24 protein-coding genes are annotated in these 25,575 nt (G+C 72.6%); 1 reads left to right on the top strand and 23 read right to left on the bottom strand.

The genetic code is table 11. From position 1 onward, the window contains the following. The 5 genes from ACTEI_RS08275 to hisD are packed head-to-tail and all read right to left on the bottom strand — an operon-like array spanning position 1 to position 3,929. Entirely contained in the window at positions 1-321 is a 321-nt protein-coding gene (locus ACTEI_RS08275; protein WP_122977106.1) for a hypothetical protein, read from the bottom strand. Continuing rightward, positions 318-944 (bottom strand): imidazole glycerol phosphate synthase subunit HisH, encoded by a 627-nt coding sequence (gene hisH / locus ACTEI_RS08270; protein ID WP_122977105.1) that lies wholly within the window; start codon positions 942-944, stop codon positions 318-320. Before hisH ends, ACTEI_RS08275 begins: the two co-directional genes overlap by 4 nt. Beyond that, complete coding sequence (gene hisB / locus ACTEI_RS08265) at positions 944-1,555, bottom strand: imidazoleglycerol-phosphate dehydratase HisB (RefSeq protein WP_122977104.1); 612 nt, start codon at positions 1,553-1,555, stop codon at positions 944-946. The genes hisH and hisB overlap by 1 nt, the downstream gene beginning before the upstream one ends. Further along, positions 1,552-2,625, bottom strand: coding sequence for a histidinol-phosphate transaminase (locus ACTEI_RS08260; protein ID WP_122977103.1), 1,074 nt, complete (start codon positions 2,623-2,625; stop codon positions 1,552-1,554). The genes hisB and ACTEI_RS08260 overlap by 4 nt, the downstream gene beginning before the upstream one ends. Further along, a complete protein-coding gene (gene hisD / locus ACTEI_RS08255; protein WP_122977102.1) occupies positions 2,622-3,929 on the bottom strand; it encodes a histidinol dehydrogenase in 1,308 nt (435 codons plus the stop codon). The genes ACTEI_RS08260 and hisD overlap by 4 nt, the downstream gene beginning before the upstream one ends. A gap of 109 nt (positions 3,930-4,038) precedes the next feature. Between hisD and ACTEI_RS08250 the strand changes: the two genes are divergently transcribed. Next, positions 4,039-4,746 carry an LON peptidase substrate-binding domain-containing protein gene (locus ACTEI_RS08250; protein WP_122977101.1) on the top strand — a complete coding sequence of 236 codons (708 nt, stop codon included), beginning with the start codon at positions 4,039-4,041 and terminating at the stop codon, positions 4,744-4,746. Here ACTEI_RS08250 and ACTEI_RS08245 read toward each other — a convergent pair. The 18 genes from ACTEI_RS08245 to ACTEI_RS08160 form a co-directional block, all read right to left on the bottom strand. Further along, complete coding sequence (locus ACTEI_RS08245) at positions 4,661-5,419, bottom strand: hypothetical protein (protein ID WP_239082246.1); 759 nt, start codon at positions 5,417-5,419, stop codon at positions 4,661-4,663. The two genes, ACTEI_RS08250 and ACTEI_RS08245, sit on opposite strands and share 86 nt — an antisense overlap. A 32-nt stretch (positions 5,420-5,451) precedes the next feature. Next, the gene (gene dnaE / locus ACTEI_RS08240) at positions 5,452-8,985 is read right to left on the bottom strand and encodes a DNA polymerase III subunit alpha (protein ID WP_122977100.1); all 3,534 of its coding nucleotides are present in this window, start codon (positions 8,983-8,985) and stop codon (positions 5,452-5,454) included. Positions 8,986-9,020: 35 nt separating this feature from the next. Beyond that, complete coding sequence (locus ACTEI_RS08235) at positions 9,021-10,565, bottom strand: MinD/ParA family ATP-binding protein (RefSeq protein WP_122977099.1); 1,545 nt, start codon at positions 10,563-10,565, stop codon at positions 9,021-9,023. Between the two features lie 184 nt (positions 10,566-10,749). Beyond that, the gene (locus ACTEI_RS08230; RefSeq protein WP_187645895.1) at positions 10,750-11,760 is read right to left on the bottom strand and encodes a hypothetical protein; all 1,011 of its coding nucleotides are present in this window, start codon (positions 11,758-11,760) and stop codon (positions 10,750-10,752) included. Positions 11,761-11,778: 18 nt separating this feature from the next. Further along, positions 11,779-12,708 (bottom strand): RluA family pseudouridine synthase, encoded by a 930-nt coding sequence (locus ACTEI_RS08225; RefSeq protein ID WP_122977098.1) that lies wholly within the window; start codon positions 12,706-12,708, stop codon positions 11,779-11,781. Next, positions 12,705-13,316, bottom strand: a complete 612-nt coding sequence (gene lspA, locus ACTEI_RS08220) for a signal peptidase II (RefSeq protein WP_122977097.1) — start codon at positions 13,314-13,316, stop codon at positions 12,705-12,707. Before lspA ends, ACTEI_RS08225 begins: the two co-directional genes overlap by 4 nt. After that, entirely contained in the window at positions 13,289-13,711 is a 423-nt protein-coding gene (locus ACTEI_RS08215) for a TraR/DksA family transcriptional regulator (protein WP_122977096.1), read from the bottom strand. Before ACTEI_RS08215 ends, lspA begins: the two co-directional genes overlap by 28 nt. A 1,078-nt stretch (positions 13,712-14,789) precedes the next feature. Then, positions 14,790-15,095: a DUF167 domain-containing protein gene (locus ACTEI_RS08210; RefSeq protein ID WP_122977095.1), complete on the bottom strand. Its 306-nt coding sequence runs from the start codon at positions 15,093-15,095 to the stop codon at positions 14,790-14,792. A 215-nt stretch (positions 15,096-15,310) separates the two neighbouring features. After that, positions 15,311-16,414: a hypothetical protein gene (locus tag ACTEI_RS08205; protein WP_122977094.1), complete on the bottom strand. Its 1,104-nt coding sequence runs from the start codon at positions 16,412-16,414 to the stop codon at positions 15,311-15,313. Between the two features lie 33 nt (positions 16,415-16,447). Beyond that, the gene (locus tag ACTEI_RS08200) at positions 16,448-17,260 is read right to left on the bottom strand and encodes a DivIVA domain-containing protein (protein WP_122977093.1); all 813 of its coding nucleotides are present in this window, start codon (positions 17,258-17,260) and stop codon (positions 16,448-16,450) included. A 55-nt stretch (positions 17,261-17,315) separates the two neighbouring features. Next, complete coding sequence (locus ACTEI_RS08195; RefSeq protein WP_122977092.1) at positions 17,316-17,609, bottom strand: YggT family protein; 294 nt, start codon at positions 17,607-17,609, stop codon at positions 17,316-17,318. 23 nt (positions 17,610-17,632) lie between these two features. Next, positions 17,633-18,376: a cell division protein SepF gene (locus ACTEI_RS08190; RefSeq protein ID WP_122977091.1), complete on the bottom strand. Its 744-nt coding sequence runs from the start codon at positions 18,374-18,376 to the stop codon at positions 17,633-17,635. A 192-nt stretch (positions 18,377-18,568) separates the two neighbouring features. After that, positions 18,569-19,279, bottom strand: coding sequence for a YggS family pyridoxal phosphate-dependent enzyme (locus ACTEI_RS08185; RefSeq protein WP_122977090.1), 711 nt, complete (start codon positions 19,277-19,279; stop codon positions 18,569-18,571). A gap of 28 nt (positions 19,280-19,307) precedes the next feature. Beyond that, entirely contained in the window at positions 19,308-20,456 is a 1,149-nt protein-coding gene (gene ftsZ / locus ACTEI_RS08180; RefSeq protein WP_122977089.1) for a cell division protein FtsZ, read from the bottom strand. Between the two features lie 298 nt (positions 20,457-20,754). Next, positions 20,755-21,522, bottom strand: a complete 768-nt coding sequence (locus tag ACTEI_RS08175) for a cell division protein FtsQ/DivIB (protein ID WP_239082245.1) — start codon at positions 21,520-21,522, stop codon at positions 20,755-20,757. Between the two features lie 3 nt (positions 21,523-21,525). Beyond that, the gene (gene murC / locus ACTEI_RS08170; RefSeq protein WP_122981990.1) at positions 21,526-22,962 is read right to left on the bottom strand and encodes a UDP-N-acetylmuramate--L-alanine ligase; all 1,437 of its coding nucleotides are present in this window, start codon (positions 22,960-22,962) and stop codon (positions 21,526-21,528) included. A gap of 34 nt (positions 22,963-22,996) precedes the next feature. Then, positions 22,997-24,103 carry an undecaprenyldiphospho-muramoylpentapeptide beta-N-acetylglucosaminyltransferase gene (gene murG, locus ACTEI_RS08165; protein WP_122977088.1) on the bottom strand — a complete coding sequence of 369 codons (1,107 nt, stop codon included), beginning with the start codon at positions 24,101-24,103 and terminating at the stop codon, positions 22,997-22,999. A 49-nt stretch (positions 24,104-24,152) separates the two neighbouring features. Then, positions 24,153-25,574 (bottom strand): FtsW/RodA/SpoVE family cell cycle protein, encoded by a 1,422-nt coding sequence (locus ACTEI_RS08160; RefSeq protein ID WP_122977087.1) that lies wholly within the window; start codon positions 25,572-25,574, stop codon positions 24,153-24,155. Position 25,575: the final 1 nt, after the last annotated feature.

Here is a 25,575-nt window from a genome sequence, read left to right as displayed (position 1 = left end):
CTATGAGCGGCGGCCCAGCACCACGACGACCAGGGCCGGCGCGGCGAGGACGAGCAGTGCGGTGAGCAGGACGCGCAGCGCCGGGTCCGGGACGAACACCCAGACCGCGGCGACGGCGAGCAGCGGGACGACCACGATGCCGATCCGCTGCGCCCGGCTGCGGCGGTACAGCCGGCCGGGACTGCCGATGGTCGGCAGCGTGAGCTTCTTCAACAGGGCACGGCGCCGCTGCCGGCGGGCCACCTTCCGGGCGCGGGCCGCCTTCTCGCGTTCCAGGACGGCGAGCCGTTCGGCTCGCCGTCGCGCGCGTTCCTTGCTCACGGAAGGGTGTGCGCCCAGTTGCTCAGCAGCGCATACCCGGCGTCGGCGGACTTCTCCGGGTGGAACTGCGCGGCGCTGAGCGAGCCGAGCTCCACCGCGGCCGCGAACGGCCGGTCGTGCGCCGCGGTGGTGACCCGGGCGCCGGCGCCGGCCAGCGCGTCCAGGTCCTGGGCGGCGTACGAGTGGACGAAGTAGAACCGGGTGTCCCCGGCCAGCCCGGCCAGCAGCCGCGAGCCGGCCGGCACCGTGACGGTGTTCCACCCCATGTGCGGGATCCGGACCGCGTCCAGCCGGGTGACCGAGCCGGGCAGCAGCCCCAGCCCCTTGGTCTCCACGCCGTGCTCCACCCCGGACTCGAACAGCACCTGCATGCCGACGCAGATGCCGAGCACCGGGCGATCCGCGGCGACCCGCTCGGCGATCACCGGGCCGGCGCCCAGCTCCTCGATCCCGGCCATGCACGCGGCGTAGGCGCCGACGCCGGGCACGACCAGGCCGTCGGCGGCGGCCGCCGCGTCCAGGTCGCTCGTCACGGTGACGTCCACCCCGGTACGCGCCACCGCGCGCTCGGCGCTGCGCAGGTTCCCCGAGCCGTAGTCGAGGATCACCACCCGCTTGGCCATCAGAGCACGCCCTTGGTGGAGGGCAGCGCCCCGGCGAAGCGCTGCTCGATCTCGACCGCCTCGCGCAGCGCCCGGGAGAACGCCTTGAACTGCGCCTCCACCACGTGGTGGGCGTCCGGGTGGCCGCCCGGACGGCAGGCCCGCAGCACGTCGACGTGCAGGGTGACCTTGGCCGCGTGCCCGAACGCCTCGAAGATGTGCCGGGTCATGCTGGTCGCGTAGACCGGCCCGATGTACGGCGTGAGCAGCGGCTCGTCGTGCACCACGTAGGGCCGGCCGGAGAGGTCGACGGCCGCCCGGACCAGCACCTCGTCCATCGGGATGGTGGCCGAGCCGTACCGCCGGATGCCGCGCTTGTCGCCGAGCGCGTTGGCGAACGCCTCACCGAGAGCGATCGCGGTGTCCTCCATGGTGTGGTGCGAGTCGATCTCCAGGTCACCCTCGGTCCGCACGGTCAGGTCGAACCCGCCGTGCTTGGCGAGCTGGTTGAGCATGTGGTCGTAGAAGCCGACCCCGGTGCTCAGGTCGCCCTTGCCGGTGCCGTCGAGGTCGATCTCGACCAGCACCTTGGTCTCGTTGGTGACGCGCTCGATCCGCGCTGTCCGGCTCACAGGATCTCCTCGGCGGCGTTCAGGAATGCGGAAGTCTCGGACTCGGTGCCGGCGGTGACCCGCAGCCAGCCGGCCAGGCCCACGTCCCGGATCAGCACGCCCCGGTCGAGGAACGCCTGCCAGGCGGCCCGCTGGTCGTCGCCGGTCCGGAACAGCACGAAGTTGGCGTCCGAATCGGCCACCCGGACGCCGCGCCCGCGCAGCGTGGTGACGATCCGGTCGCGCTGCTCCTTGATCGCCGCGACGGTGGCGAGCAGCGAGTCGCGGTGTGCGACCGCCGCGCGCGCCGCGGCCTGGGTGAGCGTGGAAAGGTGGTACGGCAGGCGGACCAGCTGCACCGCGTCCACCACGGCCGGGTCGGCGGCCAGGTAGCCGAGCCGGCCGCCGGCGAAGCCGAACGCCTTGCTCATCGTCCGGCTCACCACCAGGCGCGGGTGAGCGGGCAGCCACGTCAGCGCGCTCGCCGTGCCGGGCCGGGCGAACTCGGTGTACGCCTCGTCGACGACCACCATGCCGCGCGCCGCGGAGAGCACCGCGTCGATCACGGCGGGGTCCAGCGCGGTGCCGGTCGGGTTGTTCGGCGAGCAGACGAAGACCAGGTCGGGGTCGTGCTCCTCGATCTGCGCGACTGCGGCCTCGGGGCGCAGGCCGAAGTCCGGGTCGCGCAGCGCGCCGATCCAGCGGGTGCCGGTGCCCTGCGCCAGCAGCGGGTGCATCGAGTACGACGGGCCGAAGCCGAGCGCGGTGCGACCCGGACCGCCGAACGCCTGGAGCAGCTGCTGCTGCACCTCGTTCGACCCGTTGGCGGCCCACACCTGCGCCGTGGTCAGCCCGTGACCCAGGTAGCCCGCCAGCTCGGCGCGCAGCGCGACGGCGTCCCGGTCCGGGTAGCGGTTCAGGTCGCGCAGCTCGGCCTGGACGGCCTTGCCGATCGCCTCCACCACGTCGTCGGGCACCGGGTACGAGTTCTCGTTGGTGTTCAGCCGGACGTCGACGTCGAGTTGCGGAGCGCCGTACGGCGACTTGCCGCGCAGATCGTCGCGGATCGGCAGATCGTCGATCGCGGTCACCGGAACCTCGCCTTGATCGCGTCACCGTGGGCCGGCAGGTCCTCCGCGTCGGCCAGGGCCACCACGTGCCCCGCCACGTCGCGCAGCGCCGCCTCGTCGTACTCCACGACGTGGATGCCGCGCAGGAACGACTGCACCGACAGCCCGGACGAGTGCCGGGCGCACCCGCCGGTCGGCAGCACGTGGTTGGAGCCGGCCGCGTAGTCGCCCAGCGACACCGGCGACCAGGCGCCCACGAAGATCGCGCCGGCGTTGCGCACCCGCATCGCCCACTCCCGCGCGTCCCGGGTCTGGATCTCCAGGTGCTCGGCCGCGTACGCGTCGACCACCGCGAGCCCCTGCTCCAGGTCGTCGACCAGCACCACGCCCGACTGCTCGCCGGTCAGCGCGGTACGCACCCGCTCCTCGTGCTTGGTGGCCGGGACCTGGGTGGCCAGCTCGGCCTCGACCGCCGCGACGAGCGGCTCCGAGTCGGTGACCAGCACGCTGGCGGCCAGCGGGTCGTGCTCGGCCTGGCTGATCAGGTCGGCCGCGACGTGCCGCGGGTCGGCGGTCTCGTCGGCCAGGATGGCGATCTCGGTCGGGCCGGCCTCGGCGTCGATGCCGACCACGCCGCGCAGCAGCCGTTTGGCCGCGGTGACCCAGATGTTGCCCGGCCCGGTGATCACGTCGACCGGCTCGCAGCCGTCGGTCTCGTCAGCGCCGGAGGAGCCGTGGCCCAGCATGGCGATCGCCTGGGCGCCGCCGACCCCGTAGACCTCGGTGACGCCGAGCAGCGCGCACGCGGCCAGCACCCGGGAGTCCGGCAGGCCGCCGTTCGCCGCCTGCGGCGGGCTGGCCACCACCAGGCCCTCGACGCCGGCCTCCTGGGCCGGGACCACGTTCATGACCACGGTGGACGGATAGACGGCGAGGCCGCCGGGCACGTACAGCCCGACCCGGCGCACCGGCACCCAGCGCTCGGTGACCGTGCCGCCGTCCACCACCCGGGTGGTGACGTCGGTGCGGCGCTGGTCGGCGTGCACCTTGCGGGCCCGCTTGATCGCTTCCAGCAGGGCGGCGCGGACCTGCGGGTCGAGCGTCTCGGCGGCGGCCGCGATGGCCTCGGCCGGCACCCGCAGGCGCTCCAGCCGGATCCCGTCGAACCTCTCGGTCGCCTCCCGGATCGCGGTGAACCCATGCTGATGGACCGCCTCGACGACGGGACGAATCCTCTCGACGGCCACGGAGACGTCGAGCTGGGCACGGGGCAGCAGACCGCGCGGGTCCCGGCGGGAGCCGCGCAGGTCGATCCGATTCAGCACATGCCCAGTCTAGGGTGCCCTCCGCAGGGTCCGACCACCGCGATACCCGGGCCCAGGCGTTGAGACGCCGACGGGTTGACCAAGGTCAGCGGACGGCTAGTCTGAACGCGTGAGCGATCGGCTGCCGGTCTTCCCGCTGAGCACGGTGCTCTTCCCCGGCCTGGTGCTGCCCCTGCACATCTTCGAGGAGCGTTACCGCGCTCTGGTACGGGAGCTGGCGGCCCGGCCGGCCGAGCCGCCGAGCGAGTTCGGCGTGGTCACCCTCCGGCACGGCAGCGAGGTCGCGCCCGAGCCCGGCGACGGCCCGGCCCCGGCGTCCGCGCCGGTCGGCGCCGCCGATCTGTTCGAGGTCGGCTGCACCGCCGAGCTGCGCCACGTGACCGAGCTGCCGGACGGCCGGTTCGACATCATGACGGTGGGCCGCCGCCGCTTCCGGATCCTCGACGTCGCGCAGGGCGAGGAGCCCTACCTGACCGCCCGGGTCGAGTGGCTGCCCGACGACCAGCTGCCGGATGCCACCGCCGAGCTGCTCAAGCCACGCGTGCTCACCGCGTTCCAGCACTACCTGGAGCTGCTCCGGCCGAACGCGGAGATCCTCGATCAGGTGCCCGACGACGCCACCGTGCTGTCCCACCTGGTCGCGGCGACCGCCCAGCTCACCCTGGAGGAGCGGCACCTGCTACTGGCCGCGCCGGACACCACCACCCGGCTGCGCGCCGAGCTGCGGCTGCTCAACCGCGAGGCCGGTCTGCTGGCCCGGGTGCGGGCGGTGCCGGTGCCGCTGTCGGATCTGGCCCGGCCGGCCAGCCCGAACTGACCGGGTGGTAAGCCGGGTAGGCGTCGTCGTACTGCCCGTGGTTGGGGCCGTAACCGGGCTGCGCACCCGGGTGATCGAGATCCGGGTCGTTCGACCAGCCGGCCAGCAGGGTCAGCACGATCGCCGCGACGAACGCCGGGACCAGCGTCGGCCCGATCGAGTGCAGCTCCGCCGGCGCGAGATAGGTCGCGCCCTGCGCGGCGGTGGCCCGCCAGTGGTCGTACGCGTCGCGGCCGAACATCTCGCCGAGCGGCGCCGCCACCCCCTGCGCGGCCACCCCGGCGCCGATCACCACACCGAGCATCAGCGCCGGCCCCCGGTCCCGGCGCAGCACCAGCCAGGCGGTGATCGCCACGAGCAGGCCGAAGCCGATCCCGAGCAGGGTCATCCAGCCGTCCGCGGCGATGTACTGCTCCGGCGACGGGTCGTTGACCACCAGACCGTTGTCCCCGGCGTCGATCACCGGCACACCCGGCGCGAGCGCGTGCCACAGCAGCCCGAGCGGGACGCCGAGCACGGCGACCACCGCGCCGCTGCCGAACGCGACGCCCAGCACCCGCCGCCACGGCCGGCGCGGCCCCTGCTGCAGCCGCCACCACGGCGGGCGCGCCGCCGGATGCTCGATCGGCGCCGCCGGCTGCTCGACGACTTCCGGCTGTTCCTCGGGTTGCACCCTCTGATCCTCCCAGATCCGCCGGCGCGGCCTCAGGCCACAGCCGCGGGGCCGAGGATCATCTTGAGATCGGCGCGCAGCGCGGGCGTCGCCGCGACCCGCGGAGTGAGCAGCCGCCAGACCTCGGTCGCCTTGCCGCGTTGCAGGTGGACGTGCACCTCGGTGTCGCCGGGGTGGCTGCTCAGGATGTCTTTCAGCTCGTCGACCAGCGGCGGGGTGACCCGGGTGAACGGCATGGTCAGCACCACCGGCTTGCTGTCCGGGTTGTGTGAGATGTCAGGGATGGACATGTCCATCGCCATGATCCGCGGGGTGTCGTCGCGCCGGTCCACCCGGCCCTTGACCACCACGATCGCGTCCTCGGCGATGTACTGCCCGACCAGCTCGTAGGTGTTCGGGAAGAACAGCGTCTCCACGCCGCCGGCGAGGTCCTCGACGGTGGCCGAGGCCCACGCCCGGCCCTGCTTGGTGATCCGGCGCTGCACCCCGGTCAGGATGCCGGCGATCGTCACCACCTGGCCGTCCTGCACCGAGCCGTCCTCGCTCAGCGCGGCGATGCTGATGTCCGCGTTGCTCTGCAGCACCTGCTCCAGGCCGGCCAGCGGGTGGTCGGAGACGTAGAGGCCGAGCATCTCCCGCTCGAAGACCAGCTTGTCGCGCTTGTCCCACTCGCTGTCGCCGATGGTCGGCATCGCCACCGTCGCCGACGGGCCGCCGGCGGTGTCGCCGAACGCGCCGAACAGGTCGAACTGGCCGGCCGCCTCGTTCCGCTTCACCCCGGCGTACGCGTCGATCGCCTCGGCGTGCACGGCGAGCAGGCCCTTGCGGGTGTGCCCCATCGAGTCGAACGCGCCCGCCTTGATCAGCGATTCGATGGTCCGCTTGTTGCAGGCCACCGCGTCCACCTTCGACAGGAAGTCGTAGAAGTCGGTGTACTCGCCCTTCTCCTTGCGGCAGCGGACGATCGCCTCCACCACGTTGCCGCCGACGTTGCGGACCGCGCCCAGCCCGAACCGGATGTTGTCGCCGACCGGGGTGAACGGGCCGGCCGACTGGTTCACGTCCGGCGGCAGCACCTGGATGCCCATGCGCCGGCACTCGGCGAGGTACACCGCCATCTTGTCCTTGTCGTCGCCCACGCTGGTGAGCAGGCCGGCCATGTACTCGGCCGGGTAGTGCGCCTTGAGGTAGGCCGTCCAGTACGACACCAGGCCGTACGCCGCGGAGTGCGCCTTGTTGAACGCGTAGCCGGCGAACGGCACCAGCACGTCCCACACCGCCTGGATCGCCTCGTCGGAGTACCCGTGCGCGCGGCAGCCGTCGCGGAACGGGATGAACTCCTTGTCGAGGATCTCCTTCTTCTTCTTGCCCATCGCCCGGCGCAGCAGGTCGGCCTGGCCGAGCGAGTAACCGGCGAGGATCTGCGCGGCGCGCTGCACCTGCTCCTGGTAGACGATCAGGCCGTACGTCGGTTCGAGGATCTCCCGCAGCGGCTCCTCCAGCTCCGGGTGGATCGGGGTGATCTCCTGGAGCTTGTTCTTGCGCAGCGCGTAGTTGGTGTGCGAGTCGACGCCCATCGGGCCGGGCCGGTACAGCGCCAGGACGGCCGAGATGTCCTCGAAGTTGTCCGGTTTCATCAGCCGCAGCAGCGACCGCATCGGCCCGCCGTCGAGCTGGAACACGCCCAGCGTGTCACCGCGGGCCAGCAGGTCGTACGCCGCCTTGTCGTCCAGCGGCAGGGCCAGCAGGTCCAGCGGCTTGCCGTGGTTGAGCTCGATGTTCTTGTTCGCGTCGTCGATGATGGTCAGGTTCCGCAGGCCCAGGAAGTCCATCTTCAGCAGGCCGAGCGTCTCGCAGGTCGGGTAGTCGAACTGCGTGATGATCACGCCGTCGGTGGCCCGGCGCATCAGCGGGATGTGGTCGATGATCGGCTCGGCGGACATGATCACGCCGGCGGCGTGCACACCGGTCTGCCGGATCAGGCCCTCGATGCCGCGCGCGGTGTCGATCACCTTCTTGACGTCCGGGTCGGTCTCGTAGAGCGAGCGGATCTCCCCGGCCTCGTTGTACCGCTTGTGCTCCTTGTCGAAGATGCCGGAGAGCGGGATGCCCTTGCCCATCACGTCCGGCGGCATGGCCTTGGTGATCCGGTCACCGACCGCGAACGGATACCCGAGCACCCGGGCCGAGTCCTTGATCGCCGCCTTCGCCTTGATCGTGCCGAACGTCGCGATCTGGGCGACCCGGTCCTCGCCCCACTTCTCGGTCACGTAACGGATCACCTCACCGCGCCGACGCTCGTCGAAGTCGATGTCGACATCCGGCATCGAGACCCGCTCGGGGTTGAGGAACCGCTCGAAGATCAGGCCGTGCGGGATCGGGTCCAGGTCGGTGATGCCCATCGCGTACGCGACCAGCGAACCGGCGGCCGAGCCACGCCCCGGGCCGACCGCGATGCCGTTGTTCTTGGCCCACTGGATGAAATCGGCGACCACCAGGAAGTACGCCGGGAAGCCCATCTGGATGATCACGCCGAGCTCGTACTCGGCCTGCTGGACGTGGGTGTCCGGGATCCCGTCCGGGAAGCGCCGCCGCAGCCCCTCGAACGCCACGTGCCGGAAGTACTCCTCCTCGGTGTAGCCGTCCGGGATCGGGAACCGGGGCATCAGGTTCTTGAAGGTGAACATCCCGTCGATGTCCACCTTCTCCGCCACCAGCAGCGTGTTGCGGCAGCCGGCCTGCCAGGCGTCGGAGGAGTCGACGGCGCGCATCTGGTCGGCCGACTTCACGAAGTAGCCGGAGCCGTCGAACCGGAACCGGTTCGGGTCGGCCACGTTGCTGCCGGTCTGCACGCACAGCAGCACGTCGTGCGCCGCGGCCTGCTCCTCGTGGGTGTAGTGCGAGTCGTTGGTGACCAGCGGCGGGATGTTCAGCTTCTTGCTGATCTCCAGGAGCCCGTCGCGGACCCGCTTCTCGATGTCCAGACCGTGGTCCATGATCTCGAGGAAGTAGTTGTCCTTACCGAGCGCTTCCTGGTACATCGCGGCCGACTTGAGCGCCTCGTCGAACTGCCCCAGGCGCAGCCGGGTCTGCACGGCGCCGGACGGGCAGCCGGTGGTGCCCATGATGCCCTCGGCGTGCTCGGCGATGATGTCGAAGTCCATGCGCGGGTACTTGCCGAGCTGACCCTCGATGGAGGCCCGCGAGTTGAGCCGGAACAGGTTCTTCAGACCGACCGCGTTGCGTGCCCACATGGTCATGTGCGTGTACGCACCGTTACCGGAGATGTCGTCCGACTTCTGCTCCGGACGACCCCACTTGATCCGGCTCTTGGTCAGTCGCGACTCCGGCGCGACGTACGCCTCGACCCCGATCACCGGGATCACGTCAGCGGCCTTGGCCTGCGTATAGAAGTCGTACGCGCCGTGCATGTTGCCGTGGTCGGTGATCGCCGCGCCGGGCATCCCCAGGCGTTTCGCCTCGGCGATGAGCTCCTTCACCCGGGCCGCTCCGTCGAGCATCGAATACTCGGTGTGAACGTGCAGGTGCACGAAGGAGTCAGACACCCGGGCCCCCTCTTCTGTTGGCGGAGCGGATCAGCTTACTCCGCGAAGGGTTCCAGCATCACCGACGCCGCCCGCAGCCACGCCTGCCGGGTGTCCGGCTGCAGATCGGCGTACTCGATCGAGGAACCGACCTCCAGCGCCGGGTCGTAGGGCACCACCGCGACCGCGCGGGTCCGCGTCGCGAAGTGCTTCTTGAAGTCCTCCAGCAGCGGCAGAGCGCCCGGCGACGGACACGAGATCAGCGTCACGGCGTTCGCCACCATGTCGCCCATCCCGCTCTCCTCGAGCACGTCGAGCATCCAGTCCGCGGTGAACGCGGCGTCCTCCCGGGGCACCGTGGTGATCACCAGCTGGTCGGCCATCCGCATGACCGTCTGCCAGTTCACGCTCTCCACGTTGTTGCCGGTGTCCACGCAGATCACATCGTGGGTGCGGCGCAGCAGGTCGGTCACCCGGCGCACGGTGCCCTGGTCCAGCCGCTGGGCGAAGCGCGGGTTCTCCTCCCCGGCCAGCACGTCGTACGACCCGTCGGAGGCGTGCCGCAGGTACGCGTCGAGCTCCTGCAGCAGCGTGTCGCCGTGCAGGCTCTCGATCCGCGCCAGGTCGGCCAGCAGGTGCTTGATGGTCCGGGCGTGCCGGGCGCTGCCGGCGCGCAGGCCCAGCGTGCCGCGCAGCTCGTTGTCGTCCCAGGCCAGCACGCCACGCCCGCGGACGCTGCCGATGGTCGCCGCGGCCAGCACGGTGGCGGTGGTCTTGTGCACGCCGCCCTTGGGGTTGGCGAAGGCCAGCACCCGGGGTTGCCCGAGCTTGCGCCGCATCACCGCGACCGCCCGGTCCAGCCCGTCGTCGGTGCGGGTCTGCCGCCATTCGATCCGCGCGCCGGCCGGCGAGGACGGCGCGGCCGGGCCCGCGTGGGCCGTGGGCGGTTGGGCCGGGAGCGACTGGGCCGGGCCCGGCTGGACCGGAAGCGGCGGGGCCGGGGGCGGCGCCGTCGTGGCCGGCGGGGAGACCGGGGCGGGAGCGTACGCCGGCGGGTAGGCCGCCCGATGCGGATACCCGGTGGGCTGCGGGTATCCGTTGGGCTGCGGCGCGGGCGGCGGGTAGCCGGGAGCCGGCGGGTACACGCTGCGGGCCGGCGGCGCGGCGGCCGCGGGTGGCGGCGCGGCCGGTGGCGGCGCCGCGACCGGTGGCGGCGGCGCGGCCGGTTGCGGCGAGCGCGGCGGCGGGTCGAAGAAGCTGTGCTGTTGCTGCTCGGAGCGGGCCTGCCAGCGCGGGTCGAGCGGGTTGATCGGGCGCTGCGGCAGCGGCCGCTGCGGCTCCGCGCCGCCCGGGAAACGCTGCTCCGGCTCGGGGGCGCGGCGCTGGCCGTCATATCCCCGGGGATCGAGCGGGTTGACCGGCCGGGCCGCCGCGCGTGCCGGCGTAGGCGCCTGCTGGCCCCATTGCTGCGGAACCGCGGCCGGTTCCGGCGGCTCCTCGGCGTCCTCGGCGCGGTGACCATGCCGGGCACGGTCGAGCAGGGCCCGCCAGCGCGGGGCTGGTTCCGCAGGCCGGCCCCAGCCGGTCTCGGTCCCGTCCACGGCTTGTCCTTTCTGCGCCTACCCGACGTCGTTCTCCGGCGAGGGGGTCTCGCCATGACAGGCTACGGACGAGAACCCTATTCGGGCCACCGGCCCAGCGCCCATCCCCCTGTCGTTCTTGATCACATGGCGGCACGCTGGTCGTGCACGTGCATCCGCCCGAACGTCGCCTGGACCGGAAAAGCTAACGGCCGGGTCCGACGCCGGATGGCCCGGACGATCCCCCGGATCCGTCATGAGCAGCACTCATCTCGCCATCCGAGGGTACGGCAAGCGGCTGCGGTGACGACCCGGCGGCGGTCGCCAGCCCCACCACGCCCCGAGCGGGTGAGGTGGAACTCACAGTGAACCCGATCGACGACGGTAACCGTCCCGGGGAGGCGGTGGCAACCTCCGGGACCGTGGTCGGCACCGGCGCCGCCGACGGCTCGGCGGAGACCGTGCCGCGCTCCTCCGGCAGCGGCGGCCGGAACTCGGTGCGGTCCAGGCCGCGCACCTCGGGGGCCGGATCGACGGCCCGGACCCCGGGCCGGGACGCGATGCCGTCCAGCGCCGAGGGCGAAGCGCGGACCACGGCCGCGAAGACACAGGCACACCCGGCCCGGTACGCCGCGGCCTCCCGCGCCGCGATCCGGGCGGCCTTCCCGTACGTCTCCCGCAGGCTCCGCTCCCGCCGGGTGTCCCCGGTCAGCCCCCGCTCCAGCCGCAGATAGTCGGCCTGCTCCCGATCGCGGACCACGGCCGCGTCGAGCATCCCGGCGGGCACGTCGCCGGGCCACCGGTACACCGGGATCAGCGACACCTGGGTCCGCGCGTCCGGCAGCGGCACCCGGGCGTACACCTGGGTCACCGCCGCCCCGGCCAGCAGCGCGGGCAGCCGGCCCGGCGTCTCGTAGCCGGACAGGCTGACCAGCGCCCAGGTGTCCCCGGCGGGCGGCCCGGACGCCGCGGTGAGCATGGCCAGCTCGCGCCGGGAGGAGTTCAGGTAACCGTCGACGGTCTGCCCCTCGACCACCCCGACGCGCACCACGTCGCCCGGCTCCTCACCGGTCGGGACGCCGGAACGACCGGCCCACACCACGGCGAGCGCCAGCGCGGCGACGGCGGCCAGCGCCACCCCGGTCATGATCGGCGGCCGGACCGCGCCGGAGCCGAACCTGACGAGGACCGCTCGCAGACGACGCGCGGGGCCCACGGTTGCACTCCCCGATGGTCAGCCGGCGTCCTGCAGGACGTCCAGCGCGTACTTCAGATCGTCCGGGTACTCGCTGACGAACCGCACCTCGTCGTGGGTCCGTGGGTGCAGGAAGGCCAGCTCCCGGGCGTGCAGCCACTGCCGGTTCAACCGGACCCGGGCCGCGAGGGTGGGGTCCGCGCCGTAGGTGAGGTCGCCCACGCACGGGTGCCGCAGCGCCGAGAAGTGCACCCGGATCTGATGCGTACGCCCGGTCTCCAGCCGCACGTCGACCAGGCTGGCCGCGCGGAACGCCTCCACCGTGTCGTAGTGCGTGACGCTGGGCTTGCCCTCACTCATCACCGCGAACTTGTAGTCGGCGGTCGGGTGCCGGTCGATCGGCGCGTCGATCGTGCCGCGCAGCGGATCCAGGTGCCCCTGCACCACGGCGTGGTAGCGCTTCTCCACCTCGCGCTCCTTGAACGCCCGCTTCAGCACGCTGTACGCCATCTCGGACTTGGCCACCACCATCAGTCCGGTGGTGCCCACGTCCAGGCGGTGCACGATGCCCTGGCGCTCGGCGGCGCCGCTGGTCGCCACGTTCTGCCCCATCGCGGCCAGCCCGCTGACCACGGTCGGCCCGGTCCAGCCGGGGCTCGGGTGCGCGGCCACGCCGACCGGCTTGTCGACCACCACGATGTCGTCGTCGCTGTAGATCACCGACATCCCGTGCACCGGCTCGGCCACCAGCACCGGCGCGGTGACCGGGGCGGGCAGGGTCACCTCGAGCCACGCGCCGGCGGTCACCTTGTCCGACTTCGGCCGGGGGATGCCGTCGACCAGCGCGTCACCGGCCTCGACCAGCGTCGCCGCGGCCGTCCGGGACAGCCCGAACAGCCGGGAGACGGCCTGGTCCAGCCGCATCCCGTCGAGCCCGTCCGGCACCGGAAGGGAACGCGTCCCGCTCATGCCCGCTCCTCCGTCCCGGTCGTGGCGCCGGTGTCGGCTTCCGTCCCGCTCGTGCTCGTGCTGCGCAACCGGCTGCCGTCGCGCTGCCGGCCGGTCAACTCCAGGATCACCGCGAGGCAGACGCCGACGGTCAGGCAGCTGTCCGCGATGTTGAAGACCGCGAACCGCTCACCGTACGGCGCGAACGCGCTGATCATGTCGACCACGTGCCCCTGGAACGGGCCGGGCGCCCGGAACAGCCGGTCGGTCAGGTTGCCCAGCGCGCCGCCGAGCACCAGCCCGAGCGCCACCGCCCAGGGCACCGAGCGCAGCCGGCTCGCCATCCAGGCGATCCAGCCCACCACCACCAGCGTGATCACCGGGAACACCCAGGTGTACGCGCTGCCGAAGCTGAACGCCGCCCCGCTGTTGCGCAGCAGCGACAGATAGATCAGGCCACCGAGGATCCGGACCGGCTCGTCCGGGTCCAGATTCTCGGTGGAGAGGTGTTTCACCCACTGGTCGACCGCCAGCGCGACCAGCGCGGTGGCGCCCAGCACCGCCACCGCGCGCGGAGCGAACCGGGTGGCCTTTTCGGCGTTCAGCGTCTTTCCTCCAGTTGCTTGCAAGAGACACACAGGGTCGCGGACGGGAAGGCGGCCAGTCGCTCGACCGGGATCTGGTTGCCGCACCGCTCGCACCAACCGTAGTTGCCCGACCCGAGCCGGTCGATGGCACGTTCCACCTGTGTGATCCGCTCGAGCAGGTTGTTGGCCAGCGTGATCTCCTGCTCCCGCTCGAACGTCTTGGTGCCGGTGTCGGCCTGGTCGTCCCCGGCCGAGTCGGCGAGCCGCTCGCGCGAAAGCTCGGTGATCGCACTGAGCGCCTGATCGTACTCGGCCTGCAGCTCGTTGAGCCGCGCCACCAGAGCCTCCCGGATCTCCTCGGTCTCCGCCGCGGTTCGGGACCGCTCGGTCGCGGCCGCGCCGCTCGCAGCGGTCCGGATGTCGGTTGCCTTGGCCATCGTCGCTCCCTCGGCCGCGCCCGGCGCGGCGATCAGCGGTCCTCGGAACCGGTACGCCGGACCGGCCGGCCGGTTCCTCTGTCTTCCCCGTATCCGCCCGGGTCGCCCCGGACCGTCCTGCCCCGCTGCCCGGGCCGCCCTGCGGCACCGCCCCGGCAACGCCTTGCCCCGCCGCCCGGACCGCCCACCGGCGCCGCCTTGTCCCGCCGCCCGGGCACCGCCTCCCGGACGATCGGTTGGCGTTGCTCCGTGCGGCCGGTTGCCCTCTGCCCGGCGGCCGGCTGGGCCTTCGCGGCGGCCTCGCCGCTCTACGCATCGCTTCGGTTGTCGTGTCCGTGCGGGCCCGAACCTGCCTGGCGCGCCCCCGCGCGGCGCACCGGACCGGCCGTGCCGCCGGTCGTTCGCCGGATCGACTCCGGCCGCCACGCGCTCGGTCGGTGTCGGGTGCCCGGCCCGGCGACCACTCCCGCGGCCGCCGCCGTAGATCTTGCCCCACCTGCACAAATGGCGCGGCTGGAACAGCGCCGCGCACCCCGGAGGCTGGCAACGATACGGAAGGCGGGATGCCCCGACAACCCGACGAGTCCCCTTCGGCCGACAAACCGGTACGAACGCTCCAGCCGTCGATCGGATACCCGACGATACACCGGCTGTCACTTCTACATCACCCGGTGTCACTCTCCCCTTGAGGCCGTTTCACCCACCCGCCCGGAGCCGTGCCGGCGCGACGACCCGCGGCCGGTGCCGGCGACCGGTCAGTCCGGCGTCCGGCCAGGAGACAGGACAGCGCGGGCGATCCGGCCGACAGGACCGCGCGGGCAGTCCGGCCCGCCGAGAGACCGCGCGGGCAGTCCGGCCCGCCGAGAGACCGCGCGGGCGATCCGGCCGACAGGACCGCGCGGGCGGTCCGGCCCGCCGAGAGACCGCGCGGGCAGTCCAGCCCGCCGAGAGACCGCGCGGGCAGTCCAGCCCGCCGAGAGACCGCGCGGGCAGTCCAGCCCGCCGAGAGACCGCGCGGCGGTCGGCCGGTCAGTCGGGCCGAGCGACAGCACGGCCGGCCAGGCCCGTGGAGGGCCGGTCAGGCGTCGAGGAGCCGGGTGAGGCGAGCTTCGAGATCCGCCGCCGGGGCGTCGACGGTGAAGACCTTGTCGCGGCTGGTGGCGCCGATCCGCAGCGCCACGTCGGCGGCGCGCACGCCGAGCGCGTCAGCGAGAGCCCGGCGGACCGCCTCGGTCGCCTTGCCGTCCACCGCGGGCGCGCCCACCGCGATGATCAGCGCCGGGCCGTGGGGACCGGCATACCGCCCACCGACCCGGGTCCGGCCTGCGCCCGGCCGGACCCGCACCGGCACCGAGACCCCGGAGGGCACCTCCCGCTTGGCCATGCCCGACATTGTGCCGTCCGCCGGCTCACCCCGCGCACCCCGCACCGGCGGAGAATAACGCTCACGGAAGCATCGGCCGACGCTCGTGCCGACCCGGCCCGGTCGGCGTCACGCCACGATCCGATACCGGCCCCGGGGCCGGCATCCACCCGGCGCGACCCGGCCCGGCGACGCCTCCGAGCCGGGCACCCACCCCGGGCAGCCCGGGCGCCCGGTCAGTGATGGGCCTCGGCAGCGAGCAGGCGGTCGACCGGCCGGCACAGCCCGCAAGGGCTGAAGCCCAGCTCGACGGCTTCGGCGGCGGGCAGCGGCTCGGTCAGGCGGCCGACCAGGTGCGGGCAGTCGGCCATGTGATAGCGCGGCCGGCTGTCGACCACGAGGACCTCGGTGTCGAGCCGGGCCACCTGGACGGCGTCGGTGGGGCGGACCGACTGGGGCAGCGGCTCGTCGTCGGGGTCGTCGGCGTCCGGCTCGGCGAACTCGTCGCCCAGGCCCGGGGAGTCGGCGGCGGACGCCTCCGGCACGGACCGGCCCGGCGCGGCGCCCGACGGCGGGGCCGAGAAGCCGCGCGCTGCCGTGCCGGGCCCGCCCGGCACCGGCTCGGGGTGGGCGTCGGCATGGTCGCCGGACCCGGCCCCGGCATGGTCGGGCTCAGTCGCGGGCTGCGGATGCGTGGCGGCGCCGGCCGGAGCGGGGCGGGTCCCGGCGGGCTCCGGGGACGGAGCGGGCGGCTTGGCGGCAGGCCGGCGCCAGGACTGGTCGTCGCCCTCGCTGCTGCGGGCCGCGCCGATGACCGACGAGGCGGCGTGGTAGTCGGCGGCGGCCGATTCGTCCGGCAGGTGTGTTCCCGCGGCGGGCGCCGGATCGGGCGTCCGGGGAAGATCGCCGGCGTTCTGATCCGTTGCGGGCCGATTCTCGTATAGCGGATCAGCGGTGGCGGCGGGAAAGCCGTTCGGGTCGGTTCGTCCCGTCGCCGCGGAGAGGTCAGCGGGCTCGGGAGACTCGGAGGCGTGGGGCGCGCGGGTGGCGTGCGGCGAGTCGCCGGGGTGCCCGGAATCGGCTGCGGGCGTGGCGCCGGCCGGGGCAGAATCGTGGGCGGCGGAGGGCGCCCCGGCGGTGCGGCGCGGCCCCGGCGGGGTGTCGCCCGGGCGGCCGGAGCGGCGAGCAGCGGCGTTCTGGCGTGCGCCGATGACGAGAGCGACCGCGGCCAGCAGGCTGGCCACGATCGACGCTATGAGCAGACTGCTCGACCCCCGGATCAGACCGATCGCGAGGCACACCACCGCGACGAGGATGAGCGGGAAACTAGCAGGAATCATGGCTCATCCTCGTCGAGGTGCTCCGGGCTGTGGTCAGCGACCCGATTCGATGGCGTTGGCCCGGCCGCCGTACGACCCGGCCAGGCCGGCCGCGGCGAGACCACCGGTGCCACCGACCGCACGGCTCGCGTCGGCCCGGGCCATCTCGGCCTCCAAGCCCTGGCCACGGCCGTCGAGGTCGCGCAGCTGGCTCTCCAGGTACGCCTTCAGGCGGGTGCGGTACTCCCGCTCGAACTGCTTGAGCTCCTCGATGTGCTTCTGCAGCGCGGTCCGCTTGGCGTCCAGGCCGCCCATCGCCTCCTGGTGCCGCTGACGCGCGTCGCGCTCGAGGGCGTCGGCCTTGGCCCGGGCCTCGCGGGTGACCTCCTCCGCCTTGGAGCGGGCGTCGGACAGGAGTTTGTCGGCCTCGCGCCGGGCGTCGGACACGTGGTCGTCGGCGGTGCGCTGGGCCATCATCAGCACCCGGAGAGCCTGCTGCTCGCCGTCGGCGCCGGTCGGGCCGGCGCCGGGGCCGGGGCCCTGGGCGCGCACCTGCTCCAGCTCGGCCTGCATCTGGCGGGCAGCCTGCTCGGCCGCCGACTTGTCCCGCTGCACGCGGTCGAGCTGGGCCTTCAGGTCGTTGAGCTCGGCCGCGAGGCGGGGGTCGGCACCCGGGCCGGCTGGCGCGCCACCCCGACCGCCGCGCTCCACCTGGGCGCGCAGCTCGTTGTTCTCCTCGATCAGACGGGCGAGCTCGCGCTCGACCTCGTCCAGGAAGGCGTCGACCTCCTCCTCGTCATACCCCCGCTTGCCGATCGGGGGCTTCTTGAAGGCGACGTTATGCACGTCGGCCGGGGTCAGCGGCATCGAAACTCCTCGGGTCAGTCGCGGCCGCGGTTGAGGCTGCTGTCTATCTGTAGGTCTAGATGAGGCGAACTAGCACTAACTCCATGAGCACGAACAGGATAACCAGCAGCACGATGGAAGCCAGGTCCAAACTCACGTTACCAATGCGCAGCGGTGGGATCACACGCCTCAACGCCTTGAGGGGCGGATCCGTGACGCTCCACACCAATTCGAGTGCGGCGGACGCGCCCCGGCTCGGCTGCCAGCGGCGTCCGTACTGGAGGACCGCCCCCATGACGAACCTGCTCAGCAGCACGAGGAAGAAGAGGTACACCAACAGATAGAGGATTTGGAACACGATCGACAGCACGTCCGGCGGATCCCTCGTTCGGGTCAACTCTGGGTGAAGAAGCCGCCCTCAGCGATCTTGGCCTTGTCCTCCGCGGTGACCTGGACATTCGCCGGTGAGAGCAGGAAAACCCGGTTGGTCACGCGCTCGATCGTACCCCGCAGGCCGAAAGCCAGCCCGGCGGCGAAGTCCACGAGACGGCGGGCGTCGGACTCGTCCATCTCGGTGAGATTGATGATGACCGGGACGCCGTCGCGGAAATGCTCGCCGATCGTCCGGGCCTCCCGGTACGTGGTCGGGTGCAGCGTGGTGATCTGGTACCGCTGCTCGTCCTCGACCGGGCGCTGGTGCACCTGCGGCTGGTGGACCGGCGGCTGCGGGGCGAGCGCCAGGTTCTCCCGGGTGGAGTAGGTCAGCGCCGAGGGCTGCTCGGGCGCCACCGAGGGACGGGTGATGGAACGGACACTGGCCCGCTCGATCCGGTCGTCGTCGTCCCGGTCCAGTTCGGCACGCACCGAGGAGACGCGCTCGCTGAGCCGGCCGGCGCGCTCGACCCGGTCGGAGCGGTCCCGGTCGGAGCGCGTGCGCGGCACCGCGCGCTCCTCCTCGACGTCGTCGTCGTCGAAGCCGTCGGAGTACCGGTCGGCGGCGGAGTAGCGGTCCCGGTCGCGATCACGGTCCCGGGCGGAGCGGTAGGAGCTCTCGCGGTATCCCCGGTCCTCGTAGTCGCGGTCGTCGTCCTCCTCGGCGAGCCCCAGCCAGACGGCCGCCTTCCGGAAAGTACTCATGTGCCCCCACCTCCGTCCGCTGTTGCGGCCCGCGCCCCCTCTGGCGTGCCGCTTCCCCCCTGGCGAGCCGGACACCGGAGTCCGATCAGGACCCGTGACCCGCTGCGACGCTGCGTCGTCGGACGCAACGGCCGCCGGGCGGTGGCACGTCGCGCAAAACAACACCTGTGTAGTTTGCTGCCCGCCGCAAGGCTACCGCAGCGAGTTTCGCATCCCGAGTAAAGATGTACCGATCCGTACGTGTGTCGCCCCATGCCGGATCGCCTCCTCCAGGTCGCCACTCATACCCGCGGAGACGGTGGTTGCACCGGGATGTGTCGCAACTATCCGGCCAGCCAGTTCGGCAAGTCGTTCGAAGGCGCGGCCGGGCTCCCAGCCACGGGGGGCGACCGCCATCACGCCGCCCAGACGCAGACCGTCCGAAGAGGCCACCGCGTCGGATACCCGCCAGAGATCGTCACCGGCCGCCCCGCCGCGTGCCGGGTCGCCGTCCAGACTCACCTGGACGAGCACGTCGAGCGGCCGGTCGCGGACCGCGAGGGCGGCCCGGTCCAGCGCGGCGGCCAGGCGCAGCGAGTCGACGGACTCGACCACATCCGCGTACGAGGCAACCGATCTGGCCTTGTTGCGCTGCAACTGGCCGACGAAGTGCCAGCGCAGGCGCACGCCGGCGGCGCGGGCCTGCGCGGCCTTCCCGGCCGCCTCCTGATCCTTGTTCTCCCCGACGTCGGTGACGCCGAGCCCGGCGAGCAACAGCACGTCACTCGCCGGGTACGTCTTGGTCACCGCGGTCAGGGTCACCGACCCCGGGGACCGCCCGGCCGCCACGCAGGCGCGCTCGATCCGCTCCCGCACCAGCTGGAGGTTGGCGGCGAGCTCGGCCCGCCGCCTGTCGTCACTCAACTTTTCAACCCTCGGCCACCGGACGCGGTCACGAACCGTTCTTCAGGAAGTCCGGCACGTCCACGTCGTCGAAGAGCACCTTGCGCGGCGTCGGCGTGGCCTGCGTCGGCGGCTGCTGGTGCGTGGTCAGCGACGTCGACGTGATCGGCGAGGCCGGGGCGGCCGGGCTCGGCGTCTGGGCCGGCGGCGGCACCTGCTTGCGCACCGGCTCGGCCGGCTTGTACGAGGGCGAGCCCCCGTCGAATCCGGCCGCGATCACGGTCACCCGCACCTCGTCGCCGAGCGCGTCGTCGATCACCGCACCGAAGATGATGTTCGCGTCCGGGTGCGCCGCGTCGGTGACCAGCTGCGCCGCGTCGTTGATCTCGAACAGGCCGAGGTCGGAGCCACCGGCGATGGAGAGCAGCACGCCGCGCGCGCCGTCCATGCTCTGCTCCAGCAGGGGGCTGGAGATGGCCCGCTCGGCGGCCTCGACCGCGCGGTTGTCGCCCCGCGCGCTACCGATGCCCATGAGCGCGCTGCCCGCGTTGCTCATCACGCTCTTGACGTCGGCGAAGTCCAGGTTGATCAGACCCGGGGTGGTGATCAGGTCGGTGATGCCCTGAACACCGGAGAGCAGCACCTGGTCGGCCTGCCGGAACGCGTCCATCATGCTGATGCCGCGGTCGCCGAGCGCCAGGAGCCGGTCGTTCGGGATCACGATCAGCGTGTCGCACTGGTTGCGCAGCTCGTCGATGCCGGCCTCGGCCTGGACCTGCCGCCGCTTGCCCTCGAACGAGAACGGCCGGGTCACCACGCCGATGGTGAGCGCGCCCAGCTTGCGGGCGATGTTCGCCACCACGGGCGCGCCGCCGGTGCCGGTGCCGCCGCCCTCGCCACAGGTCACGAAGACCATGTCGGCCCCCTTGAGGACCTCCTCGATCTCGTCGCGGTGGTCCTCGGCGGCGTTCTTGCCGACGTCGGGCTGCGCGCCGGCGCCGAGACCGCGGGTCAGTTCCCGGCCGACGTCCAGCTTGACGTCGGCGTCGCTCATCAGCAAAGCCTGGGCATCGGTGTTGATCGCGATGAACTCGACGCCTTTGAGCCCAACCTCGATCATGCGGTTCACGGCGTTCACGCCGCCGCCGCCGATGCCGACGACCTTGATGACCGCAAGGTAGTTGTGCGGAGGTGTCATCGGGCTCAGCCTTCCCTTCCGGGGTTGGCGGATGCCGAGGGCCCCTGCGGCTCCGGGGAGGAACCGCACTTCGACATCCGCTGCCGTACAAGGGAGGGCGAGGAAACCCTCACCCTCTACTAGAGGTTTAGAGTTATGTCAACCACTCAAACCTCTCGACGCAACGTATGCGGACATCGCGCCGCGACCAAAGAACCCGGGCGGCGTGTCGCGTCCGCTTACGAGGTGAGTATGCGACTCACCCGTAACCTCGACGGTTATATTCCGTTCGTACGTTTTTGTCTGTTTAGGTATTTAATTATCGGATCGTCACGACCGTCGGGGCACTGACGTCGATCTCGTCGCCCTTGCGCCGCAACAGCGCCGTGGCCACCTTGCTCTTCTGCTCGCTGTCGGTGTCGTCACCCCAGATGACCACCCGGTCCTTGCGCAGCTCCAGGCGGATCGCCACCGGCGAGGTGACCGAGATCGCCACGAGCTGCTCCCGCAGGTCGTCACTCAGCGCGGCGAGCACGGTCAGCGCCGAGTGGGTGTTCGCGTCGGCCGGGCCGGGCGTCGCCAGCCGGGCCAGCGGGAGGCCGGCCGGCGGCGCGGCGACCACCCGGAAGGGCACGCCGTCGTCGTCGATCAGCTCGAACTGGCCGCGGACCGGCACCGCGGCCACCGCGACCCGCTCGACCACCTCGATCCGGAGGGTGGACGGCCACTCGCGGCTCGCCACCACCCGGTCCACCGGGGCCAGCCCGCGCACCCGGGCCGCCACGTCGTCCAGGTCCACCCGGGCGAGCGGGCGACCGGCCGGCACCGCCGCCGCGGCGCGCACCTGTTCCGCGCCGAGCGTCTGCGCGCCGGCCACCTCGACCGTGCGCACGCCGAGCACCGAGGTGCCGTAGACCAGCCAGAGCAGACCACCGGCGACCAGCAGCACGCCGGCCCCGACCAGCCAGGGCAGCGCGGCACGCAGCCGGCGCTGCCGGGCCCGGGCCATGAACCGGCGCGCGGACGGCGGCACCGCATCGGTGTCCGCCCGCACCAGCCGCCAGTTGCGCGTGCCCGAGCCCGCCACGGGTCAGCCCGCGAGGTCCGGCCGCAGGTCCGCCTCGGCGAGCGCGGCCAGCAGCTCGTCGCCCATCAGCGAGATCGGCGGCGCGCCCATGGTCACCACCACGTCGCCGGGACGGCTGCGGCGCACCACCTCGGCCGGCACGTCCTCCCAGTCCGGGACGAAGACCTTGCGGTCGGCGGGCAGGTCGATCGCGGCGGTCAGGGCGAGACCGCCCTCGCCCGGCCCGCGGGTCTCGCCCGGGCCGAACACCTCCATCACGATCGCCTGGTCGGCCACCGCCAGCCCCTCGGCCAGCTCGGCCTGCAGGTCCCGGGTGCGGTACACCCGGTACGGCTGGAAGACCACCAGCAACCGGCCGTCGCCGGCCACCTCGCGCAGCGTGCGCAGCGCGGCCAGCACCGAGGTCGGGTGGTAGGCGTACTCGTCGTAGACCCGGACACCGGCGGCGATGCCCTTGCGCTCGAAGCGGCGGCGCACGCCGGGGAACGACTCCAGCGCCTCGACGATCTTGTCGAGCGGCAGGCCCAGCTTCAGCGCGGTCAGCACGGTGGCGGCGCTGTTGAGCCCCATGTGCCGGCCGGGCAGCGCGAGCTTGAACTCGCCCAGCGGCCTGCCGTCCAGCTCGGCGCGGTAGCGGACCCCGTTGACGGTCGACACCACGTCGCTGATCCGCAGGTCGGCGCCCTCGGACTCGCCGTACGTGTAGACGGTCCGGCCCGCGGCCCGCAGCCCGGCGATCAGCTCCTCGGTGCCCGGCCCGTCCGCGCAGGTCACCACGAAACCGTCGGCGAGCTCGCCGAACTCCAGGAAGCCCGCCTTGAGCGTCTCCAGGTCACCCCAGTTGTTGAGGTGGTCGCCCTCGATGTTGGTGATGATCGCGACGTGCGGGCGGTAGGCCAGGAACGACTTGTCGCTCTCGTCCGCCTCGGCGACGAAGTGCGGGCCGGTGCCGTGGTGGCCGTTGGAACCGGCCGCGGACAGCTCGCCGCCGATCACGAAGGACGGGTCCTGGCCGGCGTGCTGCAGGATCACCGTCATGATCGAGGTGGTGGTGGTCTTGCCGTGGGTGCCGGCCACCGCGATGGTCTTGCGGCCGGTCATCGCCGCCGCGAGCGCCTCCGAGCGGTGCAGCACCCGCAGGCCGCGGCGGCGCGCCTCGACCAGCTCCACGTGGTCGGCGGGGATCGCGGTGGAGTAGACGACGGTGTCGACGCCGTCGAGGTTCGACGCCTCGTGCGCCATGTGCACCGTTCCACCGAGCGCGCGCAGCGCCGCCAGCGCGGGCCACTCCCGCAGCTCGCTGCCGGAGACCGGGACGCCCCGGGTCAGCAGGAGCCGCGCCAGGCCGGCCATGCCGACCCCGCCGATCCCGATCAGATGCACGCTGCCCAGGTCCTCGGCGGTCATCTCACCGGCCGGCGTCAACTCCGCCGTGTTCACCACTTCACTCCCTCAGTCTCTGTGCCTGCCGCCCTCATCGGCCCACCGCTTCCCATACGAAGCGCACCAGCTGCTCGTCGCCGTCGCGGCGGCCGTACTGGGCGGCGGCCTGACCCATGGCAGCCAGCCGCTGCCGGTCCCGGGCCAGCGGGATGATGTTCCGCTCGATCCAGTCCGGTGTCAGCTCGCTGTTGTCCACCAGCATGCCGCCTCCCGACTCCACCACCGGGAGCGCGTTGCGCCGCTGTTCCTGGTTGCTGAACGGGTACGGCACGTAGATCGCCGGCATGCCGAGCGCGGTGGTCTCGGCCACCGTGATCGCGCCGCCGCGGCAGAGCATGAGGTCGGCGGCAGCGTATCCGAGCTGCATGTCGGAGAGGTAGGGCACTACGACATACGGCACGGGCAGGTCGGCGGGCACGTCGAACGGCTCGTTGCGCCCGCCCTGCACGTGCAGCACCTGGATCCCGGCGTGGGCCAGCGGCTTGGCCGCCGCGGCCACCGCCAGGTTGATCGTGCGCGCGCCGGACGACCCGCCGCAGACGAACAGCACCGGCAGGTCCGGGCGCAGCCCGAAGTGGTAGAGCGCCTGCGGGCGCAGCGCCGGGCGGTCCATCCGGGTGATCCCGGTCCGCAGCGGCACACCGACCAGGCGCGCGTTGCGCAGCACGTCGACCTGTTCCAGCTGGTGCGGGAAACCGACGGCGACCCGCTTGGTGAACTTCATGCCCATCCGGTTGGCGACACCGGCCGGCACGTTCACCTCGTGGATGACGATCGGCAGCTCGCGCCGCCAGGCGGCCAGGTAGGCCGGCACCGAGACGTAGCCGCCGAAGCCCACCACCACCTCGGCCCGCACCTCGTCGATGATCTCACCGGCGGCCTGCGCGGACCGGTACATCCGGTCCGGGGTGCGCAGCAGGTCCAGGTTCAGCGAGCGGGGCAGCTGGAATGCCGGGATCACCCGCAGGTCGTAGCCGGCCGCCGGGATGAGCTGGTTCTCCATCCCCTTGGGGCTGCCCAGCGTGGTGATCCGGACCTGCGGGAAGTGGCGCCGGAGCGCGTCGGCGAAGGCGAGCAGCGGGTAGATGTGACCGCCGGTGCCTCCCCCGGCGAGCACGACCGACCGCAGCGGAACCATCACCGTCTCCTCTCGCATCCGACCACCCCGCCCGCCACCCTAGAGCGGGCTAGAGACGGCTCCTCCCCCCGCCCACCGGTGCCCGGGTGCCCGGCTGTTTCTGGGCAGGAGGACGCGGTTGTCCCGGCCGCCGCGGCGGGGACAGCGGCGGCAGCGGGGCCCACACTAGTCGCACCCATCGAGGAGTCGGACGGGCGTTCAGGGCCCGCGCCGCATCCGGTTCGGCCCGGGCGAACGAGGCCAGGATCCCGATCGCCGCCATGGCCACGACCAGGGCGCTGCCACCCGCGGAGATGAACGGTAGCGGAAGCCCGGTGATCGGCAGCACGCCGACCACCCCGCCCATGTTGATCACGGCCTGGGCGACCAGCCAGGTGGTGATCGAGGCGGCCGCCAGCCGGCGGAACGGATCGGCCGAACGGCGGGCGATCCGGAACCCGGTGTAGGCCAGCACCGAGAACAGCGCCAGCACCACCGCGCAGCCGACCACGCCCAGCTCCTCGGCGACGATCGAGAAGATGAAGTCGTTCTCCGCCTCCGGCACCCAGCCCCACTTCAGCGCGCCCTTGCCCAGGCCGACGCCGAACCAGCCGCCCTCGAAGATCGCCGAGCGGCCCTGGATCAGCTGGTAGCAGGCCCCGTCGAGGTTGCACTTCTCCAGCGGGGTGAGGAACGCGGTGAGCCGCTCCACCCGGTAGTTGGTGTCCGCCTCGGCGGAACCGGAGCCGGCGCCCCGGGACGCCGCGGCGATCAGCAGGCCGATGCCGGCCAGCCCCAGCACGCCCAGCGCGCCGAACACCCGCAGCCGCACCCCGGCGGCCCAGAGCAGGCCGACGATCAGCGCCAGCAGCACCAGCATGGTGCCCACGTCGTTGTAGCCGACCAGGACGAACAGCAGGCCGACCACCGGGAAGAGCGGCATCGCCAGCTCACGCCAGTGCGCGAGGGCCGGGCCCTTGCGGGCGATCACGTCCGCGCCCCACAGCACCATGCCCAGCTTGGCCAGCTCGGACGGCTGGATGCCGAAGCCGCCGACGTAGAGCCAGAGCAGGTTGGCCGAGACCGGGCCGACCGACACCGAGCCGTCCGCCGCCGCCTTCAGCACGCCGAGGCCGTTCAGGGCGTTCATCAGGTCCAGGACCCCGAGCAGCGCGATCGCCGCGCCGAGGATGTACTTGCCGAGGGTGCGCAGGGTGAGCGCGGGCAGCCGCTGGCAGACCCAGAACGCGACCAGGCCGAGCAGCGCGAACACCGCCTGGCTGGAGATGGCGGAGAACGCGTTGCCGTTGGTCGCGTACGCCTTCACGCTGCTGGCCGAGAACACCATGGTGAGCCCGATCAGCAGCAGCAGGCCGGAGCCGGCGATCAGCAGGTAGTACGACGACAGGGGGCGGGCCAGCAGCCCGTGCACCGCGGGCAGCAGCTGCCGGCTCAGTGACGGGCGGGCCTTCTCGGTACGGTCGTCCGCCATG

Source organism: Actinoplanes teichomyceticus ATCC 31121 (assembly GCF_003711105.1).
In the GTDB taxonomy this organism is placed as follows: Bacteria; Actinomycetota; Actinomycetes; order Mycobacteriales; family Micromonosporaceae; genus Actinoplanes; species Actinoplanes teichomyceticus.
The sequence above is the reverse complement of the archived record's forward strand: the minus strand, read 5'-3'. Positions and strand labels throughout refer to the sequence as shown.

Excerpts from the sequence above, each read along its gene's own strand:
- hisH (WP_122977105.1), bottom strand. The coding sequence starts at position 944 with ATGGCCAAGCGGGTGGTGATCCTCGACTACGGCTCGGGGAACCTGCGC.
- ACTEI_RS08190 (WP_122977091.1), bottom strand. The coding sequence starts at position 18,376 with ATGAGTACTTTCCGGAAGGCGGCCGTCTGGCTGGGGCTCGCCGAGGAG.
- murG (WP_122977088.1), bottom strand. The coding sequence starts at position 24,103 with ATGGTTCCGCTGCGGTCGGTCGTGCTCGCCGGGGGAGGCACCGGCGGT.
- ftsZ (WP_122977089.1), bottom strand. The coding sequence starts at position 20,456 with ATGACACCTCCGCACAACTACCTTGCGGTCATCAAGGTCGTCGGCATC.
- ACTEI_RS08205 (WP_122977094.1), bottom strand. The coding sequence starts at position 16,414 with ATGATTCCTGCTAGTTTCCCGCTCATCCTCGTCGCGGTGGTGTGCCTC.
- ACTEI_RS08215 (WP_122977096.1), bottom strand. The coding sequence starts at position 13,711 with ATGGCCAAGGCAACCGACATCCGGACCGCTGCGAGCGGCGCGGCCGCG.
- ACTEI_RS08200 (WP_122977093.1), bottom strand. The coding sequence starts at position 17,260 with ATGCCGCTGACCCCGGCCGACGTGCATAACGTCGCCTTCAAGAAGCCC.
- ACTEI_RS08210 (WP_122977095.1), bottom strand. The coding sequence starts at position 15,095 with ATGGCCAAGCGGGAGGTGCCCTCCGGGGTCTCGGTGCCGGTGCGGGTC.
- ACTEI_RS08160 (WP_122977087.1), bottom strand. The coding sequence starts at position 25,574 with ATGGCGGACGACCGTACCGAGAAGGCCCGCCCGTCACTGAGCCGGCAG.
- ACTEI_RS08225 (WP_122977098.1), bottom strand. The coding sequence starts at position 12,708 with ATGAGCGGGACGCGTTCCCTTCCGGTGCCGGACGGGCTCGACGGGATG.